Origin of the sequence: Phyllobacterium endophyticum (assembly GCF_003010935.1) — a bacterium.
Taxonomy (GTDB): domain Bacteria; phylum Pseudomonadota; class Alphaproteobacteria; order Rhizobiales; family Rhizobiaceae; genus Phyllobacterium; species Phyllobacterium endophyticum.
This window is the reverse complement of record NZ_PGGN01000002.1, coordinates 876220-901231: the sequence shown is the minus strand read 5'-3', so window position 1 is coordinate 901231 and position 25012 is coordinate 876220. Positions and strand designations below refer to the sequence as shown.

22 protein-coding genes and 1 tRNA gene are annotated in these 25012 nt (G+C 54.1%); 14 read left to right on the top strand and 9 right to left on the bottom strand.

The features are described from left to right. Positions 1 to 27: 27 nt before the first annotated feature. The 6 genes from sufB (at position 28) to CU100_RS12420 (ending at position 5577) form a co-directional block, all read left to right on the top strand. Complete coding sequence (gene sufB, locus CU100_RS12445) at positions 28 to 1560, top strand: Fe-S cluster assembly protein SufB (RefSeq protein ID WP_106716858.1); 1533 nt, start codon at positions 28 to 30, stop codon at positions 1558 to 1560. Continuing rightward, the gene (locus CU100_RS12440) at positions 1560 to 1766 is read left to right on the top strand and encodes a hypothetical protein (RefSeq protein ID WP_106716857.1); all 207 of its coding nucleotides are present in this window, start codon (positions 1560 to 1562) and stop codon (positions 1764 to 1766) included. Before sufB ends, CU100_RS12440 begins: the two co-directional genes overlap by 1 nt. Before the next feature lie 80 nt (positions 1767 to 1846). Next, positions 1847 to 2602, top strand: coding sequence for a Fe-S cluster assembly ATPase SufC (gene sufC / locus CU100_RS12435; RefSeq protein ID WP_106717254.1), 756 nt, complete (start codon positions 1847 to 1849; stop codon positions 2600 to 2602). 11 nt (positions 2603 to 2613) lie between these two features. Further along, positions 2614 to 3885, top strand: a complete 1272-nt coding sequence (gene sufD, locus CU100_RS12430; RefSeq protein ID WP_106716856.1) for a Fe-S cluster assembly protein SufD — start codon at positions 2614 to 2616, stop codon at positions 3883 to 3885. A 28-nt stretch (positions 3886 to 3913) separates the two neighbouring features. Beyond that, positions 3914 to 5155 (top strand): cysteine desulfurase, encoded by a 1242-nt coding sequence (locus CU100_RS12425; RefSeq protein WP_106716855.1) that lies wholly within the window; start codon positions 3914 to 3916, stop codon positions 5153 to 5155. 5 nt (positions 5156 to 5160) lie between these two features. Further along, positions 5161 to 5577 (top strand): SUF system Fe-S cluster assembly protein, encoded by a 417-nt coding sequence (locus CU100_RS12420; RefSeq protein WP_106717253.1) that lies wholly within the window; start codon positions 5161 to 5163, stop codon positions 5575 to 5577. Positions 5578 to 5657: 80 nt separating this feature from the next. Here the strand turns inward: CU100_RS12420 and CU100_RS12415 are convergent, their stop codons facing one another. After that, the gene (locus CU100_RS12415) at positions 5658 to 6230 is read right to left on the bottom strand and encodes a hypothetical protein (RefSeq protein WP_146141840.1); all 573 of its coding nucleotides are present in this window, start codon (positions 6228 to 6230) and stop codon (positions 5658 to 5660) included. Positions 6231 to 6358: 128 nt separating this feature from the next. Here CU100_RS12415 and sufA point away from each other — a divergent pair, with 128 nt between their 5' ends. Continuing rightward, entirely contained in the window at positions 6359 to 6733 is a 375-nt protein-coding gene (gene sufA / locus CU100_RS12410) for a Fe-S cluster assembly scaffold SufA (protein WP_106716853.1), read from the top strand. A gap of 10 nt (positions 6734 to 6743) precedes the next feature. Next, positions 6744 to 7067 carry a TfoX/Sxy family protein gene (locus tag CU100_RS12405; RefSeq protein ID WP_106716852.1) on the top strand — a complete coding sequence of 108 codons (324 nt, stop codon included), beginning with the start codon at positions 6744 to 6746 and terminating at the stop codon, positions 7065 to 7067. A gap of 16 nt (positions 7068 to 7083) precedes the next feature. Here the strand turns inward: CU100_RS12405 and CU100_RS12400 are convergent, their stop codons facing one another. The 3 genes from CU100_RS12400 to CU100_RS12390 form a co-directional block, all read right to left on the bottom strand. After that, positions 7084 to 8595: a DEAD/DEAH box helicase gene (locus CU100_RS12400; RefSeq protein WP_106716851.1), complete on the bottom strand. Its 1512-nt coding sequence runs from the start codon at positions 8593 to 8595 to the stop codon at positions 7084 to 7086. A 292-nt stretch (positions 8596 to 8887) separates the two neighbouring features. Beyond that, on the bottom strand, positions 8888 to 9661 hold the full coding sequence (locus CU100_RS12395) for an NAD kinase (RefSeq protein ID WP_106716850.1): 774 nt from the start codon (positions 9659 to 9661) through the stop codon (positions 8888 to 8890). Positions 9662 to 9798: 137 nt separating this feature from the next. Then, positions 9799 to 10029, bottom strand: a complete 231-nt coding sequence (locus CU100_RS12390; RefSeq protein ID WP_146141839.1) for a hypothetical protein — start codon at positions 10027 to 10029, stop codon at positions 9799 to 9801. A 243-nt stretch (positions 10030 to 10272) separates the two neighbouring features. Between CU100_RS12390 and CU100_RS12385 the strand changes: the two genes are divergently transcribed. Then, positions 10273 to 10348, top strand: a tRNA-Thr gene (locus tag CU100_RS12385). A gap of 132 nt (positions 10349 to 10480) precedes the next feature. On the opposite strand, the gene CU100_RS12380 is transcribed toward CU100_RS12385, so the two are convergent. Further along, on the bottom strand, positions 10481 to 10765 hold the full coding sequence (locus CU100_RS12380) for a helix-turn-helix transcriptional regulator (RefSeq protein WP_106716848.1): 285 nt from the start codon (positions 10763 to 10765) through the stop codon (positions 10481 to 10483). A gap of 1526 nt (positions 10766 to 12291) precedes the next feature. On the opposite strand from CU100_RS12380, the gene CU100_RS12370 reads away from it, so the two are divergent. Next, entirely contained in the window at positions 12292 to 12765 is a 474-nt protein-coding gene (locus CU100_RS12370) for a hypothetical protein (RefSeq protein WP_106716846.1), read from the top strand. A gap of 210 nt (positions 12766 to 12975) precedes the next feature. Here the strand turns inward: CU100_RS12370 and CU100_RS26865 are convergent, their stop codons facing one another. Next, positions 12976 to 13122 (bottom strand): hypothetical protein, encoded by a 147-nt coding sequence (locus CU100_RS26865; RefSeq protein WP_170113809.1) that lies wholly within the window; start codon positions 13120 to 13122, stop codon positions 12976 to 12978. A gap of 433 nt (positions 13123 to 13555) precedes the next feature. Here CU100_RS26865 and CU100_RS12365 point away from each other — a divergent pair, with 433 nt between their 5' ends. Further along, positions 13556 to 13843 (top strand): hypothetical protein, encoded by a 288-nt coding sequence (locus CU100_RS12365; RefSeq protein ID WP_106716845.1) that lies wholly within the window; start codon positions 13556 to 13558, stop codon positions 13841 to 13843. A gap of 80 nt (positions 13844 to 13923) precedes the next feature. On the opposite strand, the gene CU100_RS12360 is transcribed toward CU100_RS12365, so the two are convergent. Continuing rightward, the gene (locus CU100_RS12360; RefSeq protein ID WP_106716844.1) at positions 13924 to 15006 is read right to left on the bottom strand and encodes an AAA family ATPase; all 1083 of its coding nucleotides are present in this window, start codon (positions 15004 to 15006) and stop codon (positions 13924 to 13926) included. Between the two features lie 577 nt (positions 15007 to 15583). On the opposite strand from CU100_RS12360, the gene CU100_RS12355 reads away from it, so the two are divergent. Then, on the top strand, positions 15584 to 19435 hold the full coding sequence (locus tag CU100_RS12355) for an NACHT domain-containing protein (protein WP_106716843.1): 3852 nt from the start codon (positions 15584 to 15586) through the stop codon (positions 19433 to 19435). A gap of 827 nt (positions 19436 to 20262) precedes the next feature. Here CU100_RS12355 and CU100_RS12350 read toward each other — a convergent pair. After that, positions 20263 to 21669 (bottom strand): tyrosine-type recombinase/integrase, encoded by a 1407-nt coding sequence (locus tag CU100_RS12350; RefSeq protein ID WP_106716842.1) that lies wholly within the window; start codon positions 21667 to 21669, stop codon positions 20263 to 20265. Between the two features lie 313 nt (positions 21670 to 21982). After that, on the bottom strand, positions 21983 to 22540 hold the full coding sequence (locus tag CU100_RS12345) for an NUDIX hydrolase (RefSeq protein ID WP_245419023.1): 558 nt from the start codon (positions 22538 to 22540) through the stop codon (positions 21983 to 21985). A gap of 519 nt (positions 22541 to 23059) precedes the next feature. On the opposite strand from CU100_RS12345, the gene CU100_RS12340 reads away from it, so the two are divergent. Together CU100_RS12340 and CU100_RS12335 are read left to right on the top strand one after the other, a co-directional pair. Then, positions 23060 to 24376 (top strand): FkbM family methyltransferase, encoded by a 1317-nt coding sequence (locus tag CU100_RS12340; protein WP_106716840.1) that lies wholly within the window; start codon positions 23060 to 23062, stop codon positions 24374 to 24376. A gap of 20 nt (positions 24377 to 24396) precedes the next feature. Beyond that, positions 24397 to 25002, top strand: a complete 606-nt coding sequence (locus CU100_RS12335) for an acetyltransferase (protein ID WP_210204088.1) — start codon at positions 24397 to 24399, stop codon at positions 25000 to 25002. The last annotated feature ends 10 nt before the right edge of the window (positions 25003 to 25012 follow it).

Below are 25012 nucleotides of genomic sequence, written 5' to 3'. Positions count from 1 at the left end.
TGAACCCCGCGTGGATGGAGAACGCCAATGCCTGCCGTGCAGGAAACCATTGACCGGGTCCGTACGCTTGACGTGGACCAGTACAAATACGGCTTTGAAACGCTTATCGAGATGGATAAGGCGCCTAAAGGCCTCAACGCAGATATCATTCGCTTCATCTCTGCCAAGAAGAACGAGCCTGAATGGATGCTTGAATGGCGTCTGAAGGCTTATGAACGCTGGCTGACGATGGAGGAGCCTACCTGGGCGCGCGTAAACTACCCGAAGATCGACTTCCAGGACATGGTCTACTACGCCGGTCCGAAGAACCAGACCGGCCCGACTTCTCTTGCGGAAGTGGATCCGGAGCTTCTGCGCACCTATGAGAAGCTGGGAATTCCTCTTAAAGAGCAGGAGATTCTCGCGGGCGTACGCAAGGTGGGAGAAGCGAGCCCCACGGACGCCGACGAAGAAGAAACCAGCGACAATGTCTACAAGTCCGGACGCGTGGCGGTCGATGCGGTGTTTGACAGTGTCTCGGTGGTCACGACGTTCAAGGCGGAACTGGCGAAAGCCGGCGTCATATTCTGCTCGATTTCCGAAGCAATTCGCGAACACCCGGACCTCGTGAAGAAATATCTTGCAACGGTTGTGCCGGTTTCGGACAATTTCTACGCGACGCTGAACTCTGCTGTGTTTACGGACGGATCCTTCGTCTATGTGCCGAAGGGCGTGCGCTGCCCGATGGAGCTGTCCACCTATTTCCGCATCAACGAGCGGGATACGGGCCAGTTCGAACGGACGTTGATCATTGCCGAGGAAGGCGCTTACGTGTCCTACCTCGAAGGCTGCACGGCGCCGCAGCGCGACGAAAACCAGTTGCATGCCGCCGTCGTCGAGCTGATCGCGCTTGACGATGCGGAGATCAAATACTCGACCGTGCAAAACTGGTTCCCGGGCGACGCGGAGGGCAAGGGCGGCATCTACAATTTTGTCACCAAGCGCGGCGATTGCCGCGGGGTCAATTCCAAGATTTCGTGGACGCAGGTCGAGACCGGGTCGGCGATAACCTGGAAATATCCTTCAGTCATTCTGCGCGGCGATAATTCCCGCGGTGAGTTCTATTCGATTGCTGTTTCCAACGGTCACCAGCAGATCGATAGCGGGACTAAGATGCTGCATCTCGGCAAGAACACCTCGAGCCGCATCATCTCCAAAGGTATCTCGGCAGGCAAGTCGAACAATACCTATCGCGGTCAGGTCTCTGCTCATCGCAAGGCCGAGAACGCACGAAACTTCACCCAATGCGACTCGCTGCTGATCGGCAATGATTGCGGTGCACATACGGTCCCCTATATCGAGGCGAAGAACGCGACGGCGCAGTTCGAGCATGAGGCGACCACCTCGAAGATTTCGGAAGATGCGCTGTTCTATGTGATGCAGCGCGGAATTCCGGAAGAAGAGGCAATCGCGCTCATCGTCAATGGATTCGTCAAGGAAGTCATTCAGGAACTGCCGATGGAGTTTGCCGTCGAGGCCCAAAAGCTCATCGGTATCAGCCTGGAGGGGAGCGTCGGATAATGGCACCAGTCACCGAAGACGCACTCGACAGGCTGCGCCGCCGCTACGAAGAGCTTGGCGAAGTGATCGACGAACTCACCGATACGATGGCTCGCTCGTCTTCCGCGACGGAGAGCGTTCTCGAGCCAGAACTGATCAGGGCACGCAAGGAGCTCGCGTCTGTGGTCGAGCGGCTCAGGAGCCTCAGCGGCGAGAGTTCTTCATAGGCTGTGCCGCCGGCTCACAGGCACACGATTGTCATCGGGATCGCCAAGGCTGATCCCCAGAAATTCAAAAGGTAATGAAAATGCTGGAAATCAGAAATCTCCATGCGAAGATCGCAGATACCGACACGGAGATCATCCGTGGGTTGAATCTTACCGTCAAGGCAGGCGAAGTAGCGGCTATCATGGGGCCAAACGGCTCCGGCAAATCGACGCTGTCCTATATTCTTGCGGGTCGCGATGACTACGAGGTCACTGAAGGCGACATTCTCTATAATGGAGAATCGATCCTGGAACTCGATCCGTCGGAACGTGCGGCCAAGGGCATTTTCCTGGCGTTTCAGTATCCTATGGAAATACCCGGCGTTGCGACGATGGAGTTTTTGAAAGTGGCTATGAACTCGCAGCGCAAGGCGCGCGGTGAAGAGCCGCTGAAGATCCCCGAGTTCATCGGACGCGTAAAGACGGCGGCCGCATCGCTCGACATGGACATCGCCATGCTCAAGCGCCCGCTCAATGTGGGTTTTTCCGGCGGTGAAAAGAAGCGCGCGGAAATCCTGCAGATGAAGCTGCTCGAGCCGAAGCTCTGCGTACTTGACGAAACCGATTCTGGTCTTGATATCGACGCACTGAAGATCGTTGCCGACGGTGTCAATGCTTTACGCTCGCCGGATCGTGCCGTAATCGTCATCACCCATTATCAGCGCCTGCTCGACTACATCGTGCCGGACACGGTGCACGTGCTCTACAAGGGGCAGGTGATCAAGTCAGGCGATAAAAACCTTGCACTCGAGCTTGAAGAGAATGGCTACGCCGATATTATCGGCGAGGCAGCCTGAGGACGAATGTCATGAATGTTCACACAGGACGCCAGCCCACACCTGCTGAATCCACGCTGGTCGATGGCTTCGTCGACCGGATGGGTGAATTGCCGGGCGATGGCGAGATCGCAAGCGCGCGAGACAATGCCATCGAAGCCCTGAAAACCCAGGGCCTGCCGTCGCGACGCGTCGAGGCGTGGCATTACACCGACTTGAGGACTTTGCTGCGCGGCATACCTGCTTTTGACGAGACCGGCGGGACGAACGCACTTCCGGCGATTATCCCCGGTTCTGCCATCGCGACTGTTTCCAACGGTGTGGCGCTGACGTCTCCGCATCTTGAAGGTATCGAGTTCACGAAGTTGAAAGAGAAGCTTGCCGATGGTTCCGCGATCCGGCAGCTTGCCATTCGTGGCGGTGACGATGCGATCGGCCAGATCAATGCGGCCTATGTCAGCGATGGATGGGCAGTGACGTTCGCCGACGGTGTTGAACTTGAAACCCCGGTCGAATTGCAGAATGCGCAGCTTCGCGGCCAGGGTCATGTGCGCTTTCCGGTCAAATTCGGCAAAGGTGTGAAGGCCACGATCATCGAGCGCCAGACCGGCGGCGAGGGCGAAGGTTTCTCAACGAGTGTCAGCAACGTGACGATCGCCGACGATGCCCGGATCACCTGGATCATCCTCCGCGAGCAGGGGGTTCAAGCCACGCAGCTGGCTCAGTTCACCGCGACGCTCGGAACCAATGCCAGGCTGACGCTCTATGTCGTCAACGCCGGCGGCAAGCTGATCCGTCAGGAAGTGCATGTGCTGGCAAAGGGCGAGGGCTCTGACTTTCAGTTGCGCGGAGTGAATTTGCTCGGCGGCGAGAGCCATACCGATGTCACAATGACCCTCGGTCATCTGGTCGAGAATACGACCTCGGTACAGGTCATCCGCAATGTCGTGACAGATCGCGCGCGCGGTGTTTTCCAGGGTCAGATCAAGGTCAACAGGATCGCCCAGAAAACCGACGCACGCATGGCTTGCAACACATTGCTGCTTTCCGATGAAGGCGAGTTCGATGCGAAGCCCGAACTGGAAATTTTCGCGGATGACGTGGCTTGTGGTCATGGTGCAACGGTAGCCGAGATCGATGACAATCATCTGTTCTATCTGCGTGCACGCGGAATTCCCGAGAACGAAGCACGCGGCCTTCTGATCAAGGCATTCGTTGCCGAGATCGTCGAGGAATTGGAGAACGAACCATTGGTTGAGGCGCTTGAAGCCATTCTCGACAAATGGCTGGCGGCACACGTGTGACCGGCTGAACCTTGGAAAGCACAGGCTCATGGACACGAAGATCATCCAAAGCGGCTACGACGTAGGGGCCATCCGTCGGGATTTCCCTATCCTGTCGCGAGAAGTCTACGGCAAGCCGCTGGTCTATCTCGACAATGGTGCTTCGGCGCAGAAGCCGCAGGCCGTGATCGATATGGTGACGCACACCTATTCGAACGAATACGCCAATGTGCATCGCGGCTTGCATTTCCTGTCGAACGCGGCGACCGACGCCTACGAGAAAGCGCGGGAAAGCGTGCGGCGGTTTCTCAATGCGTCTTCGGTCGATGAAATCGTTTTCACGAAATCGGCGACCGAGGCCATCAATACGGTCGCCTACGGCTATGGAATGCCAAATATCGGCGAGGGCGAAGAGATCGTGCTTTCGATCATGGAGCACCATTCGAACATCGTGCCGTGGCATTTCATCCGTGAGCGCCAGGGCGCCAAACTGGTCTGGGTACCGGTCGATGACCAGGGTGCGTTCCATATCGAGGAGTTCGAGAATCGGTTGACTGATCGCACCAAACTCGTCGCGATCACCCATATGTCGAACGTGCTCGGCACGGTGACTCCAATCAAGGAAATCGTCCGCATCGCCCATGCCCGAGGCATTCCGGTTTTGGTCGATGGCAGCCAAGGAGCGGTGCACCTGCCGGTGGACGTTCAGGATCTCGGTTGCGACTGGTACATTTTCACCGGTCACAAGATTTACGGCCCGTCGGGCATCGGTGTTCTTTATGGGCGCAAGGAGATGCTTGAAGCGATGCGCCCCTTTCAGGGCGGCGGCGAAATGATCGAGGAGGTGACGGAGGAAATCGTCACGTACAATCATCCGCCACACCGGTTCGAGGCAGGCACGCCACCAATCGCCCAAGCGATCGGACTTGGCGCGGCGATCGAGTATGTCGAGAAAATCGGCCGCGCCGCCATTCTCGCCCACGAAGAAGATTTGCGCGACTATGCACACCAGCGTCTGCGCGAGATCAATTCGCTGCGTATCTTTGGCGATGCCAAGGGCAAGGGTGCCATCATTTCCTTCGAATTGCAGGGTATCCATGCCCATGACGTTTCCATGGTGATCGATCGCGCCGGCGTTGCCGTGCGGGCAGGCACCCATTGCGCCCAGCCGCTATTGAAACGCCTTGGCGTAACATCCACATGCCGTGCATCGTTTGCGATGTATAATACGAGAGACGAGATCGATGTTCTCGCCGATGCGCTGGAAAAGGCGCGGAAATTCTTTGGGTGATGACAATGACCGATAAAGCCGGGACACTGGAAAAAGCTGAGACACCGGACGTTGAGACCGGTTCTGCAAAGGCTGAGATCGAAGCCGCGCCTGTGTCGGCTATTCCTGCCGACGAACTGGCGCGCCTGACCGATGATGTCATTGGCGCCCTGAAAACCGTATACGACCCGGAAATTCCCGCTGACATCTATGAGCTTGGCCTTGTCTACAAGATTGACATCGAGGACGACCGGTCCGTCAAAATCGAGATGACGCTGACGGCGCCCGGTTGTCCGGTCGCCGGTGAAATGCCAGGGTGGGTGCAGGATGCGGTCAGTGCCGTGGAAGGCGTCAGTTTCGTTGACGTCACCATGACCTTCGATCCGCCCTGGACACCCGATCGCATGTCGGAAGAGGCACAGGTTGCCGTCGGCTGGTACTGAGAACGCTCCGCTACTTGAAAATCATCGTTTGCAGACGGTCATGATCGCAAATCTCAACGCACCAAGGCAACTTGTTGTATTCAAGGCGCTTCGCAGCCCTCAGGTACGCTCTGTTCGAATGGTTGTTCCGATTTTTGCAGCGTGCCATCAAGGATGGACAGCGGCACGTAAGGCACACCCTGGATCGCCGGATTGGCCAATCTCAATCGATAGCAGCCATTGAACACCGTTACGGCGCCGTCTTTGGCCTCGGACCTGATCGCCAGCGGCTGGCTCCAGTAGGCCGAACCGGCCGCGCCTTCGCCGACAGCCTTGCCGAACAGCACGCTTACCGATTCGGTTGTTTCGTACCCCGCCTGAAATTGGGGAAATGGCTGCGGCTGGCTGTCCGCGGCATAGTAACTGAACGCGCGGGCATATTCCTGCCTGTTTATGGCGTTGTAATAGGACTTGATGAGGGCTTCGGGGTTGCTCCGGTCGTCGAGATATTCCGGAGGGGTCTGCGTGCCAGTCTCCGATTGCTGCTTTGTCGCGGGTGTTTCCGCAGGAGCAGGCGCGGTTGCTTCGGGCGGTTTGGCTTCCTGAGCCAGTACAGGCGACAGATTCAGGGCCAGCGCTGCAATGCTGCAAAGGAAGAGATGGCTATGATGCATGATTGTCAGCCTCTGCCGATCGTGTTTATAGGCCTTGAGATGTTTGAACACTTGCAGTGACGGTTGTGTAACACTAACTATGATATTCGAGTGATCGTTCCAGCGGTCTCGAACAAGAGAGATGAGAAATGGGTCGTTTTTCTGTCATGACATTGACCGATGCTGCTGCGAAGCGCGTGAGCGAAATCGTGGCGACGCGCGACAGTGCGCTCGGCATTCGCGTCGGCATCAAGAAGGGCGGCTGCGCTGGCATGGAATATATGATCGATCTCGTCACCGAAGCGAAAGCGGGCGATGATGTGGTCGAGAAAGACGGCGCCAAGGTATTCGTGGCCCCGGAGGCCGTGCTCTACCTTCTCGGCACGCAAATGGATTTTGAAGTGACCAAGCTTCGCACCGGCTTTGTGTTCAACAATCCGAACCAAACCTCAGCCTGCGGTTGCGGCGAGTCTGTTGAACTGACGCCGGCCAAGCCGGAAATGCTGGCCTCAGCCTCGTCCTGACCCTTCCGTCGTGGACAATGACGCAATTCAGGATTTGTTTTCGGGACTTGGCCCGGTGACGATCAAGCGCATGTTCGGCGGCAAGGGTATTTACTTCAATGGCCTCATCATAGCGCTGGAAGTGGCCGACGAAATATTGCTGAAGGCAGACAAAATCTCGGCGCCAGAGTTTCAAGCAGCCAATTGCCGCCAGTGGACTTACGAGCGCGACGGCAGGAAACCAGTCGGGATGCCATATTGGTCCGTGCCGGCAGATGCCTTCGACGATCCGGACATCATGTCGGAATGGGCAAAGCGCGCGTATGAGGCTTCATTGCGCGCAGCCACCAAATGATGCGTTCGAAGCTGGCCTAGAACTTCGTATCGATCAGCATGAACGCCGGGATTTCATCGCCGAAGCCGATTGGTGCCGAACCCATGTCATCACGCTCGCGCCGATGATCGCGGCGTGGCTCCGCATGAGGAACGCGGGCGCGGCGCTGCTCGTTCTCGGCTTTGATTGCTGCCTTTTGCGGCTTCTCAGCGCTACGCGGGGTCGGCTGATCGTCGACAACAGGCTGAACATCGGCATCCCTGGCTTTTTCGGCCGCTGCGATGATGTCAATCTCGGATTGCGGACGTTCGCGCTCTCGGCCCTCATTGCGGGGCCGGCGCTTCGGTGTGCTCTTGTCACGACCGTTTCGGCCGCGGCGTGGCGCTTCTTCCGTTTCGGTCGAGACTGGCAGAGTGGAAAGGTCGCCGTCGTACCAGTTGATGTCCTCACCGATCAGCTTTTCGATCGCCGTGAGATATTTCACGTCCGCCGGCGTGACCAGGGTAAACGCCTTGCCGGAGCGACCCGCGCGACCAGTGCGGCCGATGCGGTGGACATAGTCCTCGGAATGGATAGGCACATCGAAATTGAATACGTGGCTGACATCCGGAATGTCGAGCCCGCGGGCAGCCACGTCAGACGCCACAAGTATCTTCAGTTTGTTGTCCTTGAAGTTCGCCAGCATGGTCGTGCGGGCGCGCTGATCCATGTCGCCGTGCAAGGCTCCAGCATCGAAATCATGCTTGACCAGCGAGCGAAACAGCTCGGACACATCCTTCTTGCGATTGCAGAAGATAATCGCGTTTTTCAGGCCATCAGCCTCGGCGCGGATCAAATCGCGCAACACCGCGCGCTTCTCCCAATCCTTCTTGCCTGACTTTACGAGCTGCTGCTCGACCGTTTTCGCCGTCGTAGCCGCCTTGGCGACCTCGATGCGAACGGGAGAATGCAGGAACTGCTCTGTCAGCTTGGTGATTTCCGGCGGCATCGTCGCAGAGAAGAACAGCGTCTGCCGCGTAAAGGGGATCAACTTGCAGATGCGTTCGATATCCGGAATGAATCCCATGTCGAGCATACGATCAGCTTCGTCGATAACGAGAATATCGACAGCGCTCAAAAGCAGCTTCCCGCGCTCGAAATGATCGAGCAGACGACCAGGTGTCGCGATCAGCACGTCGGCGCCGCGTTCAAGCTTGCGCAACTGATCATCGAAAGAAACGCCGCCGATCAGCAGCGCAACGTTGAGGCGATGGTTCTTGCCATATTTGACGAAGTTCTCCTCGACCTGCGCTGCGAGTTCGCGCGTCGGCTCCAGGATGAGCGTGCGGGGCATACGCGCACGGGCGCGGCCCTGTTCCAGCAAGGTCAACATCGGCAGAACGAACGAGGCGGTCTTGCCGGTTCCGGTCTGGGCGATGCCCAGAACATCCTTGCGCTGCAGCGCGTGCGGGATCGCGCCAAGCTGGATCGGTGTTGGTATTGTATATCCTGCTGCTTCTACAGCATCGAGCACTTTCGGTGAAAGGCCCAGATCAGCAAAGGTGGTCAATGGAGATTTAACTTTCTATCTGCAGTCTATGCCATGCATGCCTGTTATCGGCTTCAAGCCCGTTTCAAAACTCTGCTGCTACTGTCATCTGGTGTGAAAACCACCAATTGCCTCGTCACAACGATTTTCAAAACCGACTCTCAGGGCGCCATCTGCATAAAAGCATCGGACGCTCGATTTGCACAGCGTTTGCTGACAATGGCGTTACGGTGCATACCAGCAAAAGTCAACTCTTGCACCAGCTGAGATTTAAGAGTTCGTTACAATTATGCGTCATTTTATTCTGATATCGTCAATAAAGGAACTGTTCCTTGAGAATTCGTTCATTCCACGAATGGTTCTTGTCAAACAGAATGGTTGCCCTGAGTTGAGATGCTTCCTCAACCGTGACCGATAGGACGGACTTTACTTCCGTGTGATCAGCTACGGCGTTCACCGGGCGCTTTTCCGGTTCCAGTATATCGAACCGCACGGTCACCTTGTTCGGCAGCAATGCGCCGCGCCATCGTCGCGGACGAAAGGCCGACACGGGAGTGAGGGCGAGGAGCCTTGCATCAAGCGGCAGGATCGGACCTTGCGCGGACAGATTGTAGGCGGTCGATCCCGCCGGCGTCGCCACCATGACCCCGTCACAGATCAGTTCTTCCAGCCGGACCTTGTCATCGACGGTGATCTTGATCTTGGCCGCTTGATAGGACTGACGCAGCAGAGACACCTCATTCAGCGCGAAGGCCGTGAACGTGCCGTCTTCGGCGGATTCAGTGATCATTTTCAGCGGCCGGATGGTCTCGGCCTGGGCCGCCTCGACCCTTTCCTTCAGATCGATGTCGCTGAACTCATTCATCAGGAAACCGACGGATCCGCGGTTCATCCCATAGATCATCTTGCTCTGGTTCATGTAATTTTGCAGCGTTTGCAGCATGAAGCCATCGCCGCCCAAAGCAATGATGACATCGGCGTCCCTTGCTTCGGCCTGACCATAAATCTTGATCAGATCGTGCATGGCCCCTTCGGAGTCTGGCGTTCCGGAGGAAAGAAAAGCAAAGGTTTCGATTTTCCGGTTCATGGCTGCCCGTATATCAGAATGACTGCGACGTGCCTAACACGACGCGAGGCATCTGGCAAAACGGCCAGGACATTTTTGGAGTTGCACCACTCGCCGCAGGGCTCTTAGCGCCGCCATTTATTCTTGGTCCGAACGTGTTACGCCGCCGCAGCTAGATAAAGCCTCTGGTACAACTCGTGCTCCAGCCTGGCGAGATCGGTATCTACGAGCGTTCGCTCGCCGCTATGAAGCAGATAGACTGCGCCGCTCTTTTCGATGCAGCAAAGACCGTCTGCATAAACGAAACCCTCGCCCTCGCATAATCCGATCGCATGGAGATCGTCACTGTAATCACGCGAACCCTGAAACTCCTCGAAGCTCATGGCCATGTTCTTCATCCTTCTAGCCGCACTTGCTGCCATCTTCGACGATTTGACCTGATTCGGCGGTAGAAAATCAACCCATAGTAGGTCCATAGGGGCAAGAACCACTATTTTTTGCGCGGCAACCACCAATCTTGTGTCCGGTTAGCAGGAGATACGAGCGCGACGAAACGGCGAATACGTGAAAAAGACGTTCGCCGCCGTTTTTTCGTTTTACAGATCGAACGTTTGTGCTAATCGGACGCCGCTGCCCTTGTAGCTCAGTTGGTAGAGCATCTGATTTGTAATCAGAGGGTCGGGAGTTCGAGTCTCTCCGGGGGCACCATAGATTTCAAGCACTTAGCTGTATTTTGGGAGGTCTTCACGGCCTCCCTTTTGCTCTCAAGGGTACCCTAGGGGACATTCTGTCGCAGGGGTACTTTGTGGAGGATACTGGGCCGCTTTCGCGGAAATCTCCCTAAGCGGCTATCTGGGAGGCCATGAACGCCTCTATATCGGCTTTCCGCCACTTCTTGCGGCCAAGTGCGGTTGAGGCTTTTGGGTAGCCGTCCCGGGGCGGATGATATTGGCCACGCTCATCCGTATAGCCGTGCTCGTAGCGCCAGACAGTCATCACCTTCACGCCAATGTAATTCGCAACTTCTTTCTGGGTGAGCCATTCCCGTTCCACGGGTCGGCGAGTGTTATTTGCAAAGGCAGACCGAGCCCTAAACCCAGCGCCTTTTTCTGATGTTGTTTCCATTCAAGTCTCCGTATCTCAGAACGCGGAATTGCGCCCGTTCCGCTGAGATTGGTATGGTGTGATAACATTACAAGCAGAACGATAATGAGGGTCATACGGCTCGTTTAAACCATGAGACAGAAGCAGAGGTGGGCACAATTAATTATCACGATAAGCATCTATTCTAGAAGGCGTATCTGTCTGACAGGGCCGGACGCTGAAAGCCTGATCCGACTGCAGCAACTCCCCATCCTGTCACCCCAAAACTAAAGCGGGGGAATTAACAGTGATGCTCAGGATTGCTCAGTGAATGACAGAACGACAGGCACCACGGGTCCCAGGATTGGCGGCCTAAAGCCGAGCCGAGGATATGAGATCAGAGGAGCGGGTGGAGGGAACGTCAACAATAACATTAGCTTGCGCCACCACGCGAGGCATGTTTGCAGGTAGGGGATACCATGAGGGGACCTTTAGAGGATGCCACCCCCGGGAGCCATCTGCTCAAAGTGAGAGCCGTGGAGGTGGCAGGGTTTCCCCAGGGGGCGTGCCGAAGCGCGAGGGACGAACTGGGGCCCCAAAACCCTGACGAGCGAAGCTATTTCCAAAGGTCGGGAAAAATAAAAAATAAAAACAATGGCTTAGCGGACAAAACAACTTTTCAGTCTCGAAAATCCGAGATTTCGCCGAAAGTTGTAGCGAAAGGGCCAATCGCCCTAAGATATTGGATTAATCTGCGCTTTCTCCCTGATGACGATATTCTGCCTTTGCTGCCTGCCAATGTTTAACCGAGGACCACGCTCGCAATGCGTCTTTCCGATTTCTCCGATTGGCAAGTGCTCCGCGTCACCTGTACGCGCTGCAATAACGCCGTCCTGCTCTACCCTAAATCCATCTGCCTTGCCGCTCGCCGTCCGCTCACAATGACCGTGGCAGACCTTGAGAAGAAGTTCCGTTGCTCATGCTGTGAAAGTCTGGGCGAGGCTCGGATTGAGATCGGCCCTCAGCCCGGCGGATGGCGCTAGGAATAAAAATCCGACCGAGCGTCGCATTAACTTGTGAAAATCGGATATAATCTTCTTGCACACTGTGCCCAAATAAGAGCACGGTGCCCTTGCAGAAGAAAGACCCCGCCGTGAGGCGAGGTCCCAGTTTCGCAAGAGTTGGCCGACTATGTCGGGTAGCTTCTGCAATGCTCACGGACGAATTCGAGCCGTCCGTTTCGTACACGCCAATAGAATGTGACGTGTACACCTTTGGGCCACGAACATGTTTGAGGCATGTCGTTGTCCTTCTATCGCTGCCGGTTAAACTCCGGTGGTCCCAGAACGCCGGATTGCGCCCTGCTGCGGGGGGGCGTTTTTCCGGTCGTTTGGCCCTGCGATAAATCGGCCACTTTGATACTTACGGGATTTCTGATGAGGACGCGAGCGTGTGTTCACGCATTGTACCCACTTATCCACATTATCCACGTTAATCTTGACCAGACCCCTCACATAGACTCCCGACCGGCCTGCGGATAACAATCGCGTCGGAGCGGGGGACAGGTCATGGAACGGCGAAAGAGCAGGCTATTTTTTGTACTGAGGGATGTTCGGGTGATCAAGCACTCCTCAGCGGTCTTTCTTAGGGTCGCTGTCCTGTATGGCGCAATGGGGCTTGTGGGCCTAACTGCCGTCTCGCAACTTTGGGAATTTCCCTATCCCCGACTAGTCTATGGACAGATGGCGTTCGTGGCTTTCACGGGCGGAACCGCGATGCTGGTGACGCACTGGGTACTGGACTTGTGGTGCTCTGAGGCCGAGACCCGAGACCCGTCGCTTTACTTGGACGTGTGGGCTTCAGTCTTTCTGGTGTTCAACGTCCTAGTGACCTTCTGGATTATCTGGGCCAGCTTCACCGTTGATATGACATTGTGCCTGCGGGAGGACGCGCCGATCTGCGTTCAGCGGTCTCCGGTGGACCCGAAGCTGTTGCCCCCGCCAAGCCTGATCCCGCTACAAATCATACTTGGAGATGGCTGATCGTCCCCCTACCTGTGATGCGGCTGACTGAGACCTATCCTATTATCCTCAGCTGCTTGCCCCTCTGGGGGTGTGATGTTTGTCTAATAAGAGAACCCCTATTTAGTAAAACGTCACAGGGTCAGGCAGAGGCAGAGGCAGAGGCAGAGGGGTGAACGGCCGGGCCCACCACGCGTTTAGCGCTAATCGACCAGCAATGAGGAAATTCCCCTAGTTCCGCGTAAGCTGCGCCAGCCCAAGCCACGGGCCACGGTCTTCTTTAGGTGACGCCACCAGCCCCGAGGGGCGCTTGCCCTTAGGCTTTTGTGGTTCAGCCGCCTTGTCCTCCTCATCATTCTTCCCCTCGTTGTTGCTCATGGAACTACCTCCGTTCGGGCGAGAAATTTAGCAAAACTTTGAAGGTGGGGAAATCCGGACAAGACCTGAGGTCGTGGATGGGTAAAACCTTAAGGAAGATTTTGACGCCGGTTTAAATCCGGGCTGATAGTTCTTCCGGCATGGAAACAAAGAAGACCTTCATCGACGTACTAAAAGTCCTCGCTCCGATGTGGGGCCTTATCACTGGCTCAGTGATTGGTTGGATGTTGTTCGCCAAGTTTTGGCAATTATGTTGGTGGCCGTAATCTGCATGACCTTCGGCAAAATCTATTATCGCGAGACTATTAATGCGCAACCTCACTTCACTGCAACAACGTGGCTAGTTGCATCGGTCTTCTTCCTCATACCAATATTAGCCGTGGTTGCTGGTCTCTTACAGTAATGGGCAAGACAAGAAACTGGAAGCCCTAGCATGGGTTCGAAGAAGACGCTGGCTCTCGACGTGATAAAGGTCATCTCACCGAGTTGGATGATGGTACTCGGTTATCTCGTTGGCATTGCCGTTACGTCAAGCAAGTGGCAGCACTTAGCCATCATCTACCTGTTCGCGGCGGCGGGCCTCGTATGGAGCTACCCGATTTACCGGCACCGTTTTCCTTTCGCCTTAGCCGTCTGGCTCGCCTATCCCTTTCTGCTGCTGCCACTCGTGTGGATCGTGTGGGCGATCAATTGGCTGCTCCGGCTCAGCGTTGATCTCTAACTCTCTCAAGTTACTGCGGTTGCTGCGGGTGTCTAAAGACACACCTCCGCACCTGCACCACCGCACTGCGGTAAACCAAGTTAGTGCGGTTCCGCACTGCGGTCTGGACCTGCACTATAGAGCTTTGAAACGTCGTCGTAGAGTAGTTTCCCCTGTTCCTTCAGCCGCTTAACAGCATCGGCAAAGGTGCGGTCGGTAACCTTTGAGTGGCTGCGGAGTTCGGTGAAAGTAACACCATCGGGGAAGGCCAAAATCGCCTTAAGAATGGCGATGTCTGATTGAGTTATCCTCACCTGCACTGCACCACTGGCTGCACCTGCGGAGGTCACGGTAGACCAATCTAAGACTGCGGACTTACCTACCGGAAGAAGACGAAATCCCATCGTGGCAAAGCAATCGGCGTCTTTCTGCTTTTTGCAATTGATATGGCCTTGTTTGGCGTCTGCACCGCTAACGGCTTCGATTGCCGTATCCTCCGCACCATTGAGCACTGATGATCCACGTGCACCATGGCGAGCATCCTTGCCGGTGTGATGGACTACCAGAACCGTGCAGCCGGGAAAGGCCTCTCGCAGGGCGTCGGCACCAGCGACAAAGGCGTTCATATCCTTTGCGCTGTTCTCGTCTCCGTTACCGAAATTTCGGGCCAAGGTGTCAATGATCAGGAATTGCGGATTAACGCCACCGGCTCGAATTGATGCGATCAGGTGTTTGACCTTGTTTGGATCAGAAACATTGACTGCTTGATTGATAAACCGAAGGCCCTCGGGCTCTACCTTGTGGTGCTCGCGCCAAGCGGCGTTGCGCAACTTCAATGCGGATTTGCCCTCAGCATAGATATACACCACGTCGCCCTGTTTGACTTCGCGGCCATTCCACGACTGACCGCTTGCGATGCAGCTTGCCCAGTCGAGTGCGATGAAGGACTTTTTGCTGCCGGGCGGGCCGAAGATAACTGCAAAGCCATTCTCGGGCAGAATGTCCGCTATGAGCCATTCGGGATCGGTGAGCGCTTCCAGTTCCTCGGTAGTCCAAAGCTTGAGTAGCGCTCTGTTTTTCGCTGTCGCCGTGTGGAGGCGAACGACATTCGAGGAATTGCTAAGAGCTTGCAGCCCTTGACTTTTCAATCCATCAAACGTATTTATATGTCTAGACGTATTCATAACTGGTCCTTATGCATCGTTGGTTAAGGCCCTTCTCGTACAGGGCCGGTAATCTCCAGTTCTCCAACTGTCTCTCTCGTCGTTAAGGGTCGGCTCGTCACCGGCCCCTCATGCTTATGTAATGCGCCAATACATCACATACAAATTGGCTTCTATCTTTGCTTCAAGTTGACCGAGAGTGTGTCGACCATTGACGCAGCAAACAAGGTACGGGCATTTTTTGCGATGGAGTATGTAGGGTTTTACCTCTTGTGCGAGGGCGATGTCTCCTGCTGGGACTGATGATCAACCGAGCGGGCAATCGTCTAGCCCTTTACAACAATGTGTTAGAGAGAACGGTCTGAAGAGATCCCAAACTTATCGATGAGATGCCGTAGCTGCCGAAGTCCCGGTATCGTATCGCATTCAGGCCGCAACCATGTAAGGAGCGCATTCGCTCCGCATAAAGTTCAGCTTTCAGCACTTTTCTCAATGCGCAATATGGGACATCGAGATGTTTCTCACTAGACGGAGGGAGGTCTGGCATTGATCATTCAAACCCAATATAGCTCACCGGAACAAAACTGGAGTTCGCCAAGTGCCTGAGCCAATTACAAGCAGTCTGATACTCGGTGTTGCAGGCAACCTAGCTACGAACATTGTACAACATCATGCCGGTACGATCCGCGACACCAAGATGGGCAAATTACTCGCACGCGCTGGTTTGCTAAAAGCAGGATTTGCCCAAAGGCTCGAGGCCGCTATAAAGCTCGCAACGGAACGCTATCTGGCCGAGGACAGCAGCTTCAACATTGTTGAGGTCCACTCGTTTTTACAGAGTCGCACGCTTAGTCGTGCGCTTGGCGGCTTTCTTCTGGAAGGAAAACCTATCGACGTTCCCAGCTTGGCGGAAAGAATGTCAAGTTACGTCGGCGTGCCACTTACGGACGCGCCAGAAGCATGGCCGAATCAGATAGACCCATTCCGCTTTGTTGGCGGTTTTATTGAGCAGTTAATGAGCATATTCGCCTCAGACGCCGATGACGGAATTATATGGCTGGCAAATGCGCTCGCTGATCAACGCTCGGCGCTATCCAAAATACATCTGTCCGTGGAGGAAATAAGAACTGGGCTGCCAAGAATCATCTCTAGTTCCATGGCAGGACCCGCGGAGGCCCAAGTTGTCGAGTTTGAAAAAAGGTATTTGGAACACCTAAATAGTCGTTTTCAAAAAGTCACGACGCCCGGAGCCCGAGAACTTCACGGTCTCGGTCAATCGCTGAGCATTGCGTACATTTCCTTAAATCTTAAATCCGGAGCAGCGGGGGAGCCCGTCCGCGCGGAACAATTTCTAAGCCAAAACCCACACGTCGTGATCCGCGGTCCAGCGGGGTCGGGTAAAACAACGTTGCTAAGTTGGATAGTCACCCGATGTGCCGAAATTGATTCGCGAGAAGAGGCGAGTGACTGGAGCGGGCTTGTACCGTTCTTCGTTCCGTTGCGAAAAGTAGCACGCATAGACTCTGGTGCACCAACACTAGAGCGTTTAATCGACTACTCGGTCGACGAAAAAGTTTGGACTCGAAAAGCTCCGAAAAACTGGATTGAAAACGTGCTGCGCAAACAAAAGCGTGCCGTACTCATGATTGACGGCGTCGATGAACTGCCCGCTTCTAGGCGACCAGAGTTCTGGAATTGGCTACAGTCTGTGCAAACCGAATATCCCGGCAACAGGATCATAGTTACATCGCGCGCCTTGCCAGGAAGTCCGGTTGAAGGTGCGCTTACGGAACAGTGGAATCCTCCGTCGGGCTTTGTAGAAGCGCAACTTCAGGATATGTCGAACGCCGACGTAACCAAATTTGTACATCATTGGCATGATGCCGTAGACACATCAAAATTAGATCGCCAAGAACAATCGAGTCTTGAAGAAGCGCGTAATAGCCTTCCTCTCAAACTCGAAGACGCAGCTAATAGGCGAATTCGAGAACTCTGCAATACACCGCTTCTCTGCGCGATGGTATGCGTGCTGCATTGGCGCGAAGAGGGCTATCTTCCAAGATACCGTGTCGACCTTTATGACAAGTGCTGTGACATGCTCATCGAGGCGCGTGATCTAAAGCGCGGTGTGGAACCGCCTCCGGGCCCTCTTGCCGCATTGTCGAAGAATGACAAGGAGATGGTACTTCAAAGACTTGCTATCGAAATGATGCACAATCGACAGGATGGCGATGTCGCGGGAGATGACGCCTACCGAATTGAAATCTCCAGAGAAAAAGCGATCGCGTGGATCGTACCAAGAATTCCTAGCTTTCAGAGCGCCACAGCAAGAGAAGCCCGGGCTGTCGACGTACTTGACTTTCTTATCGAACGTACCGGTCTGTTGCGAGAGCCAGCAACTGACTTGATAGATTTTCCGCATAGGACGTTCCAAGAATACCTCGCTGCCTGCGCTGCGGGGGCAGATAGTCAAGAGGAGATGCTAGCGAGAAAAGCTGACGACGACCAATGGCATGAAACAATAATGCTAGCAGCAGGAACAACCACGGGCGGTGTAGGATTCGGGCGCAAACTGATCGAGGCACTGATAGGGCGTGGCGAACGACATAAAAGCCTTCGCAAGAAACAGCAGCAAATTCGCAAAACTTCTTTCGCGTTGGCTTTAGGCTGCCTTGAAAACATAAAACAACAGGACCCGCAACTAAGACAGCGGGTGCTTTCAAATTTGGGCGAACTCGTGCCGCCTCGCAATGAAACAGATGCTAGAATACTATCCGTTGCTGGAGATGCTGCGGTACCACAACTGGCGTATTCGATGTGGAAAGATGAAAATACTGCTACTGTCGCCGCATGTACCCGCGCTCTTCGTCTCATTGGAACAACTGAAGCTCTAAAGGCTTTGGAACGTGGCTATGTTCAAGATTCCAGAGAGGCGGTAGTTAGCGAAGTTTGTAGGACCGGCTTAATCGACTATGCTGTAATCCCGTTAGTATTAAAGTATGTTAAGGCCAACGGTAGGCTCCCAAATTTTGCACCTCCTTCGAACGTCACGCTATACGTCAATGTTGAAGGACTGAGAGATTTAAGCATCGATTTCCTTGAGACAAAAGAACTTCACAGGCTTGAAGAATTGGAAGGTCTAAAAAAGTTATCCATCGAACGAGCAAAGAGCGATGCACCAGAGCTCAGGTTGATACCGCCCTCGACCGAAGACCTGACTCTTATACGCTTCGAGGGAAAAGAATTTGATTGGTTGAGCAGAATTAGTTCACTGACTGATCTTACCATTATGGGGCAAGGCAACCCGTCCAGCTTGGACTTTGTTGACACCGCTCCACATTTAACCCGGCTCACTTTGTTCGGCCAAAAAATTCCTAATTTGCAGCCTCTGAGCTCCCTAGGAGACCTGAGACATCTAAGCCTCATTGGAATACGGGGTCCCACTACCCTTGCACCCTTGGCCCCCCTTGAAAATCTGGCATCGATTCACATCGAAGATCTGAAGGGGGTGCGAAGTTTTTCAGCTGTTGGAGAGATTGCGAATTTAAGCAAGCTGACAATCGTGGGTTCCGATTTCGCTCCCCAACAACCGCCCAGGTTTACTTCCCGGTCAGCACTTAAGGACTTCGGTGCATATGGCGTCAGTGACATGACTGACCTTGAATTTATCTCGCAGGCTGAATCCATGGAGGAGTTGGCGCTCGCCTCATGTACCGACTTAAAGTCGATCACTTCCTTAGAAGCGTTATCAGGACTTCGTAAACTGTCACTCAGTAATCTTAGGCCAAATCTACCCTTGAAACTGAAGCCCTTTAGAAACTTGGAACTGTTTCAGCTATCTTTGATGCCGAGCGTTGTTGATGAAACGCTAGAAGACATCTCGAAAAATGTGAGAGTGGTAGAGCTCAGCAGATGCCCTAAGCTACGCGACTTATCGCCACTATCCGCGTGTACAAAAATTCAAAGTCTCGCAATATCGGCGCTACCCAAGGTAGAGAATCTGGATTTTATTAGAGGCCTTACGGACCTCACTTCGTTCGTTTTGGAAAATTGTGATAGTCTAGAAAGCCTCGACTTTCTCGAGGGACTATCTATCGAAGAATTACGTCTCCATTCGACGGATAGCATTTCTAACTTCAAAGTTCTTTCGACATTGACCGAGCTAAAAACGATTACGTTTCTTGCTTGCGAGACCTTGACAGATTTGTCGTTCTTGAGTGATCTACCCAAACTTGAGAAGGTTTGGCTCATGCCTTCCAGCGACAAAGTTAGCATACCAGAAAATCTTCTTCCAAAGATCGTTCAGAAAAATACATTTCCCCCATGGATGCGTAATCATCAATTGCTTTTGGACCAATGGTATTCCGACGGCGTTACCCTTTTTAACCCGACTGCATTTAGAAGGGTTCACTACCACTATAGGGCCGGCTTGGATGACATTACATTCTAAGCTTTGTGTGGAATTGTATTTTCCCTAATACACGGAGACGTGTACGGCGTTCGGCGGCCGCAAAGGCTGACTAACTCCGCCCGTAAGCGTCCGCGGTTCGGTCGCTACGGCTGGTCTGTTTCCGCACCTGCAGTTCGGGCCTTTGGCGAGGTGAGTGTTTAACGGAGCAGTTGGCATCTTGGAGATAGAATATTCGTCTGCCTGCTACTTCCTTATCAATATTAGTAAATGCTGTGGAATTAGTGCATTTGGACAGGCTAAGGCTACCTAGTATACTGTCCGCGAGTTAAAGTCCGATGGGGAGTCTCGTTCCGCCCCGATGTGTCTAGGGGAGCTGAACCCGCGTCTGAGATTCTAGGCGTGTGGCTCGGAATTACGCTCATCTGCTTTGGTCTTGCGATCAATCCTTGCGGGAAGACGAGCTTACGGCCGTCCTGCGTCCGCAGAAAACGAATTGAACTCGGATTGTCAGTGTCGAGCCGGGTCCAAATTGAGTGGGACCTTAAGTGGGGAGAAGCATCTTGATCACCTCCAAGTCGACGGCAAGGTCCATGCCTTGGTCGAGAGACCCATCTCCCGATGTAATGGCCAGAGCGGAGCGGCTGCTTCTCCTTCTTAGGGGGTGCCTTCCCAGAAAAATACGAGATTTGGAAGCCGATAAATAGCCAAGGCTTCGGGATCGCCAAGGCAAAGCCCTGTCAGCGCTGGCTGATAACTTATTCCTAGGGCAAAACTCTGCCGTCGTGCTCACGGGAAAACTCTGTTTACATCCGAGGGCCCATCCGGGTGGAACTCAGGCTATTACAATCACGCAATCTCCGGGCACGTTAAGCGTGTTGTGCGTGAGGGAACAGCACAACATTGCTAACCGGCCTTGGTTTAAGAGGGCCACCCCCCGCGAGCCGCACCACTGCCTCACCCCAAGCCTGCAAAGCCTCTTCCTGTTCGTCCGCGTAGTCATCCACCTGATACACATCTTTGAGGCTGTTGGCCTTCTCCGCACTCTTGTGCGACAGAACGGCCTCAATGACTTCGGACTGAACACCAAGCTTCTGCATCCCAGTAGAAGCGCTCCTTCTGAGGTCATGTAGCCAAAAATTGGGAATTACCACAGGCTCGCCACGCTCCTCGGTCGCAATCTTCTGCATTGCCGCATTTAAACGCTTCTTCATCTTTGAGAAGCCGGAAATTGGTGTGTCCCCGGTCGTGGTGAAAACGTACCCTTTGGACGTGGGCAGGCTGTCCAGAACCTCCATAGCGGCATCTGACAGCGGAACCCAGTGATCAATGGCATTCTTCATTGCCTCAGCCGGGACGAACCATTCGCGCTTCTCGCGGTCGATATGCTCCCATTGCATCGTGGCTAGTTCCTCACGGCGTGAGGCTGTCAGGATGATCATTTTCAGGAATGGCCCGAATGGATAGCCTTCCGCGTCCGCTGCCCTAATCAGCCAGCGCAATTCATCGTCGGATGAGCCTTTGACCTTGCGCCGGGCTAGCAGGACACGCTTGCGGGGCAACACGGTAGATTTAGATTTGACTTTTTCCAGCGGCGAATGGATCAGAATGTCATTCTCGGAAAGCCAGTTGAAGAAATGGCGGACGTAGGCAAAAACGTTTTTGGCCTTGGCGTTGTGGCCTTCGGCGATCAACTTCGCGTCATGGGAACGGATGTCTGTCCTCCATTCCATCGGATCACGGTCAATTGGATATTTGCCCCACAGAGCGACAGGGGTCCCGGGCATGACCTGCCAATTTCCCTCCTTGTCCATTTTCAGGCCGAGGGCGTCGGATATCGTCTTATAGCTGCGCAGCTTGGACGCGTGTTCCTTCAGATACCTTTCCACCATGGGCTGAAAGAGCATCTTATCTTTGTTAGCTTGCTTGCGTAGGAGCTCCTTGCGGTGCTCCTTGGGATCGACCCGAGCCGAGACGTCCGCATTGTTCCGGAGCTTGTTCGCCGCCTTCACAGCATCCCGGGCTTCATCAAGCGAGACGGTGGGATAGAGGCCGAGATATATCTTCGTGGTGTTCTTGCTCCCGGTGGGCTTGTACTTGTGAACGAAGCCCCGTTCGCCCGACTGATAGACGAACAGATAGAGGCCAGTTTGTTTGGCCCCATCAGATATTTCCAGTCGCTTTTCGGGATCAGCGATTATCGATTCTATGCCCTTATCGGTTAACCCCTTGTCTTTGATCTTTGCAAGAATTTGCGCTTGTGACAGCCGTTCCATTGCCCTTTTCTCCTCTGTGAAGGTATCTCTCAAGGGATACTGAAACCGCGATAATGGATGTTATCCCCTGTTCGCTCAATGTGGGCTCGCTTGGTAAAAAGCGCAAGTGACACAAGGGCTTAGGTTAGGAAATGAGAGGCCGTGATAAGGCTAAAACGGCGATTTGTAATCAGAGGGTCGGGAGTTCGAGTCTCTCCGGGGGCACCACAAAAATCAAGACGAGATTGAATATCCAAGCGCAGGGCGCAAAAGCCTTCCAGATGCGCACGCCTCGAATGGTGGCAACTTGACGACGTAGTAGTCGAGCTCGCATTCAAACGATGGTGGCCGGAGAACATACATCGAAATACTTTTCTGCCAGGTGGAGGCACGCGACGTGATGACTTTGGCGCAAAAACGGGGTTGAACGGACTTGCTCCCATGGGACAAGTTCGACGTCGATCTGCTCATTCGCATCGAGGGCAGGGGTACCGGTAAGTTCAGCATCCCGCGCAAGGAAGTAGTGAACCAAATTGGGCTGATTTGTGCAATTTGCATAGAGTGAACCAAGGGGCACCATGTGCTCGCTGGTATAGCCTGTCTCCTCCAGCAGTTCTCGTCGTGCAGTCCCCTCCGGCCCAGAATCTTCTTTGTCCACAACGCCGCTGGGCAGGCCAGTGACGATCGAACGCACCCCATGTCGGTATTCCGTCGTCAGTACGACATTGCCATCGGGTGTGATTGCTAAAACGCAAACCCAGTCGGCATATTCGAGAACATAGTAAGGCTTGATGATGAGCCCGTCGCTGCGTTGACAATCGTCAGCACGCACTTTTATCCAGCGATCTTCGAGCTCAATTTTGCTCGAAAGCACTTCCCAGGGTTTAATCATCAAGCTCGATCTCCTTACCCCAATCGATAGTTGGAATCGCATTTGGCTAGGCCCGAGTTTCCGGCAAAAGCCGGGCCCACTTATTGACATTTCCAAAGGTATCGACCACGAAGCACCCGAGCACAAGGGTAGTTTCCAGCAAGGTCATGGACACTCGCGCCACCCGAAGTTACCGGAGAATGGATCAAAATTGTCAAATCCAGGAAACAGGTGAACCATTGGTACAAGATCGCAAACCGAGCGATGAAATGAACATATAGAGCCAGCTTTCTCCGCTCTATGCCCTTTTGGCGCGAGATGGTTGGAGGATTGGCTTTCGATTGGATTTCTCAAGTTTCGACGTTGGAACTTGGCATCCCAATCTTCCGGTTTGCCGGATATTGGGTTCCCGTCATGCCTGCGTGCAACAGAGTGGGTATAAGGCGCGGGCGGAACAGAGCTGTTTTGGCAGGAAATGGAAGTTCGCTTCCATAGAACGCGGAACGGGGTAACCGGTATATATTTGCGGAGAACCGGCGAATGGATAAAACCTATCGTGAAAAGATCGACGTCAAAGTGGCATTTGAATCGGCGATGAAGCGCCAAACTCCGATCCCCAGCGCAGTACAGGAGCCAACAAATGCAGTACCGGAGCCGGCAAATATAGGGCCGGAAGTTAGTAGTCATATTCCGGACTCAAGCGTCAAGAACAATATCCGGAGCCTTCTACGGCCAGTCCTGCGGATATCTGCCCGATTGGCAAGGCCCATTGTCCGACCGATCCTCTTTCGCTTGAGACGTTATTTTCTCGACGAACTCCGCAGAGATCTCGATAATATGCATAGGGAGTCGCTTGGCGAGATGCGAAGTGCATCTGAACAGATATTCGTGGGGGTGCAGCGTAGACTGGATGCCACGTCGGCTAACATAAGTGCCGAGATCGCAAACAGTCTGGGTTTTCTCTCCCAAAGCCCTCTTACGCAAGGCCATGAAGATTATAGTGCCTTGAACGCCCGCCTGGAGCGAGTTGAAGATTATAGTGCCCTGATTGCCCGGAGATTCGCGTTGAACTCCGGTCCCGATGTGATCGTCAGGACCGTCGTCGGATATGTGCTTTGCCCATCCTCTGATCATGCCCTGGTAACTTCATTGATCGAGGCCGGGGAACTGGAGACGGGCACGCGCCTGCTTATCGAACGTCTGTTGAAGCCTGGCGATACGTTCGTGGATGTCGGCGCAAATGTCGGCTTGCACACACTTGGGGCAGCCCGAACCATGGAGGGAAAAGGCGAGATCGTCGCGTTTGAACCATTCGGCCCAACAAAGCAACTGCTTGATAGAACGTTGTGGATGAATGGGTTTTCGTCAATGACAAAGGTCCATGAGGCGGCAGTGTCAAATCGTTCGGGATCAGCCAATCTGTTTCTGGGCCCAACCAGTGGACATCATTCGCTCACGGCCATTGACGTGCCAGAACATCTAACCGAAACCACGGCCGAAGTACGAATCGTTACTTTGGACGAGGTCCTCGATGAGGGCAAATCTGTCGATTTGATAAAAATCGATGTCGAGGGTGCGGAGCTTGAGGTAATACAAGGTGCGCAATCGATCATCAGAAACAACCCGGATATTGGTTTGATCGTGGAATTTGGACCATCCCATCTCAAACGAGCCGGCCACACTTCGGTTGGCTGGATATCGAAGTTCCGCGAGATGGGCTTCGATTATATGGCGATACATCCTCAAACCGGGTTGCTCGAGTATCTTAGCATAGCGCAAATGGAAGCTCAGGACTCAGTCAATCTTTTCTTTGCCCGCGCCGGATCTCCCCTGAACGAAAGGGCCCGCGCAATATGACCAGGACCCCAGTCATAGTCATGGGCGCTGGCGGTCATGCCAAGGTGTGCATAGAACTGCTTCGAGCTTCAGGTAAGCAGGTCGATTTTGCTATTGGCGCTGACGTCGACTCGGGCGAGTGCGTAGGCGTCCCGATCCTTGCCGGCGACGCAAACCTGGCCCGATTACGCAGTGAAGGCTACACAAGTGTATTTATTGCAGTGGGATCGAACTCACTAAGGGAGAAGTTGGCGGGTCTGGCGACGGAGCAAGGTTACATCCTGGTGAACGCCATTAGCCCGAATGCGACGATCTCGCCGACGGCAAGTGTTGGGTCTGGTGTTGCCATTATGGCCGGAGCGGTTATCAACGCCGATTCGACGATCGCAGACTTGGCCATCATCAATACAGGTACAACCGTGGATCATGATTGTCGGATTGGAAGGGCAGCTCATTTGGCACCGCAATGCGCGTTGGCAGGCAATGTGCTGATCGGCGAGCGGACCTTCCTTGGTATCGGTACAAAGGTTATACCGAATGTGATCGTCGAATCTGATTCAATCGTCGGCGCGGGAAGTGTCGTCATATCGAATATCGGCCGAGGGGTTACGGCACTCGGCGTGCCGGCCCGTTCGAGGCTAAAATAAGTCTTGTGAG

Bases quoted from the DNA above. Each gene is read 5' to 3' on its own strand.
- CU100_RS12340 (WP_106716840.1), top strand. From the start codon at position 23,060: ATGGATAAAACCTATCGTGAAAAGATCGACGTCAAAGTGGCATTTGAA.
- CU100_RS12360 (WP_106716844.1), bottom strand. From the start codon at position 15,006: ATGAATACGTCTAGACATATAAATACGTTTGATGGATTGAAAAGTCAA.
- CU100_RS12365 (WP_106716845.1), top strand. From the start codon at position 13,556: ATGGGTTCGAAGAAGACGCTGGCTCTCGACGTGATAAAGGTCATCTCA.
- CU100_RS12420 (WP_106717253.1), top strand. From the start codon at position 5,161: ATGACCGATAAAGCCGGGACACTGGAAAAAGCTGAGACACCGGACGTT.
- CU100_RS12425 (WP_106716855.1), top strand. From the start codon at position 3,914: ATGGACACGAAGATCATCCAAAGCGGCTACGACGTAGGGGCCATCCGT.
- CU100_RS12350 (WP_106716842.1), bottom strand. From the start codon at position 21,669: ATGGAACGGCTGTCACAAGCGCAAATTCTTGCAAAGATCAAAGACAAG.
- CU100_RS12335 (WP_210204088.1), top strand. From the start codon at position 24,397: ATGGGCGCTGGCGGTCATGCCAAGGTGTGCATAGAACTGCTTCGAGCT.
- CU100_RS12415 (WP_146141840.1), bottom strand. From the start codon at position 6,230: ATGCATCATAGCCATCTCTTCCTTTGCAGCATTGCAGCGCTGGCCCTG.
- CU100_RS12380 (WP_106716848.1), bottom strand. From the start codon at position 10,765: ATGGAAACAACATCAGAAAAAGGCGCTGGGTTTAGGGCTCGGTCTGCC.
- sufA (WP_106716853.1), top strand. From the start codon at position 6,359: ATGGGTCGTTTTTCTGTCATGACATTGACCGATGCTGCTGCGAAGCGC.
- CU100_RS12370 (WP_106716846.1), top strand. From the start codon at position 12,292: ATGGAACGGCGAAAGAGCAGGCTATTTTTTGTACTGAGGGATGTTCGG.
- sufD (WP_106716856.1), top strand. From the start codon at position 2,614: ATGAATGTTCACACAGGACGCCAGCCCACACCTGCTGAATCCACGCTG.
- CU100_RS12390 (WP_146141839.1), bottom strand. From the start codon at position 10,029: ATGGCCATGAGCTTCGAGGAGTTTCAGGGTTCGCGTGATTACAGTGAC.
- CU100_RS12395 (WP_106716850.1), bottom strand. From the start codon at position 9,661: ATGAACCGGAAAATCGAAACCTTTGCTTTTCTTTCCTCCGGAACGCCA.
- sufC (WP_106717254.1), top strand. From the start codon at position 1,847: ATGCTGGAAATCAGAAATCTCCATGCGAAGATCGCAGATACCGACACG.
- sufB (WP_106716858.1), top strand. From the start codon at position 28: ATGCCTGCCGTGCAGGAAACCATTGACCGGGTCCGTACGCTTGACGTG.
- CU100_RS26865 (WP_170113809.1), bottom strand. From the start codon at position 13,122: ATGAGCAACAACGAGGGGAAGAATGATGAGGAGGACAAGGCGGCTGAA.
- CU100_RS12345 (WP_245419023.1), bottom strand. From the start codon at position 22,540: ATGATTAAACCCTGGGAAGTGCTTTCGAGCAAAATTGAGCTCGAAGAT.
- CU100_RS12440 (WP_106716857.1), top strand. From the start codon at position 1,560: ATGGCACCAGTCACCGAAGACGCACTCGACAGGCTGCGCCGCCGCTAC.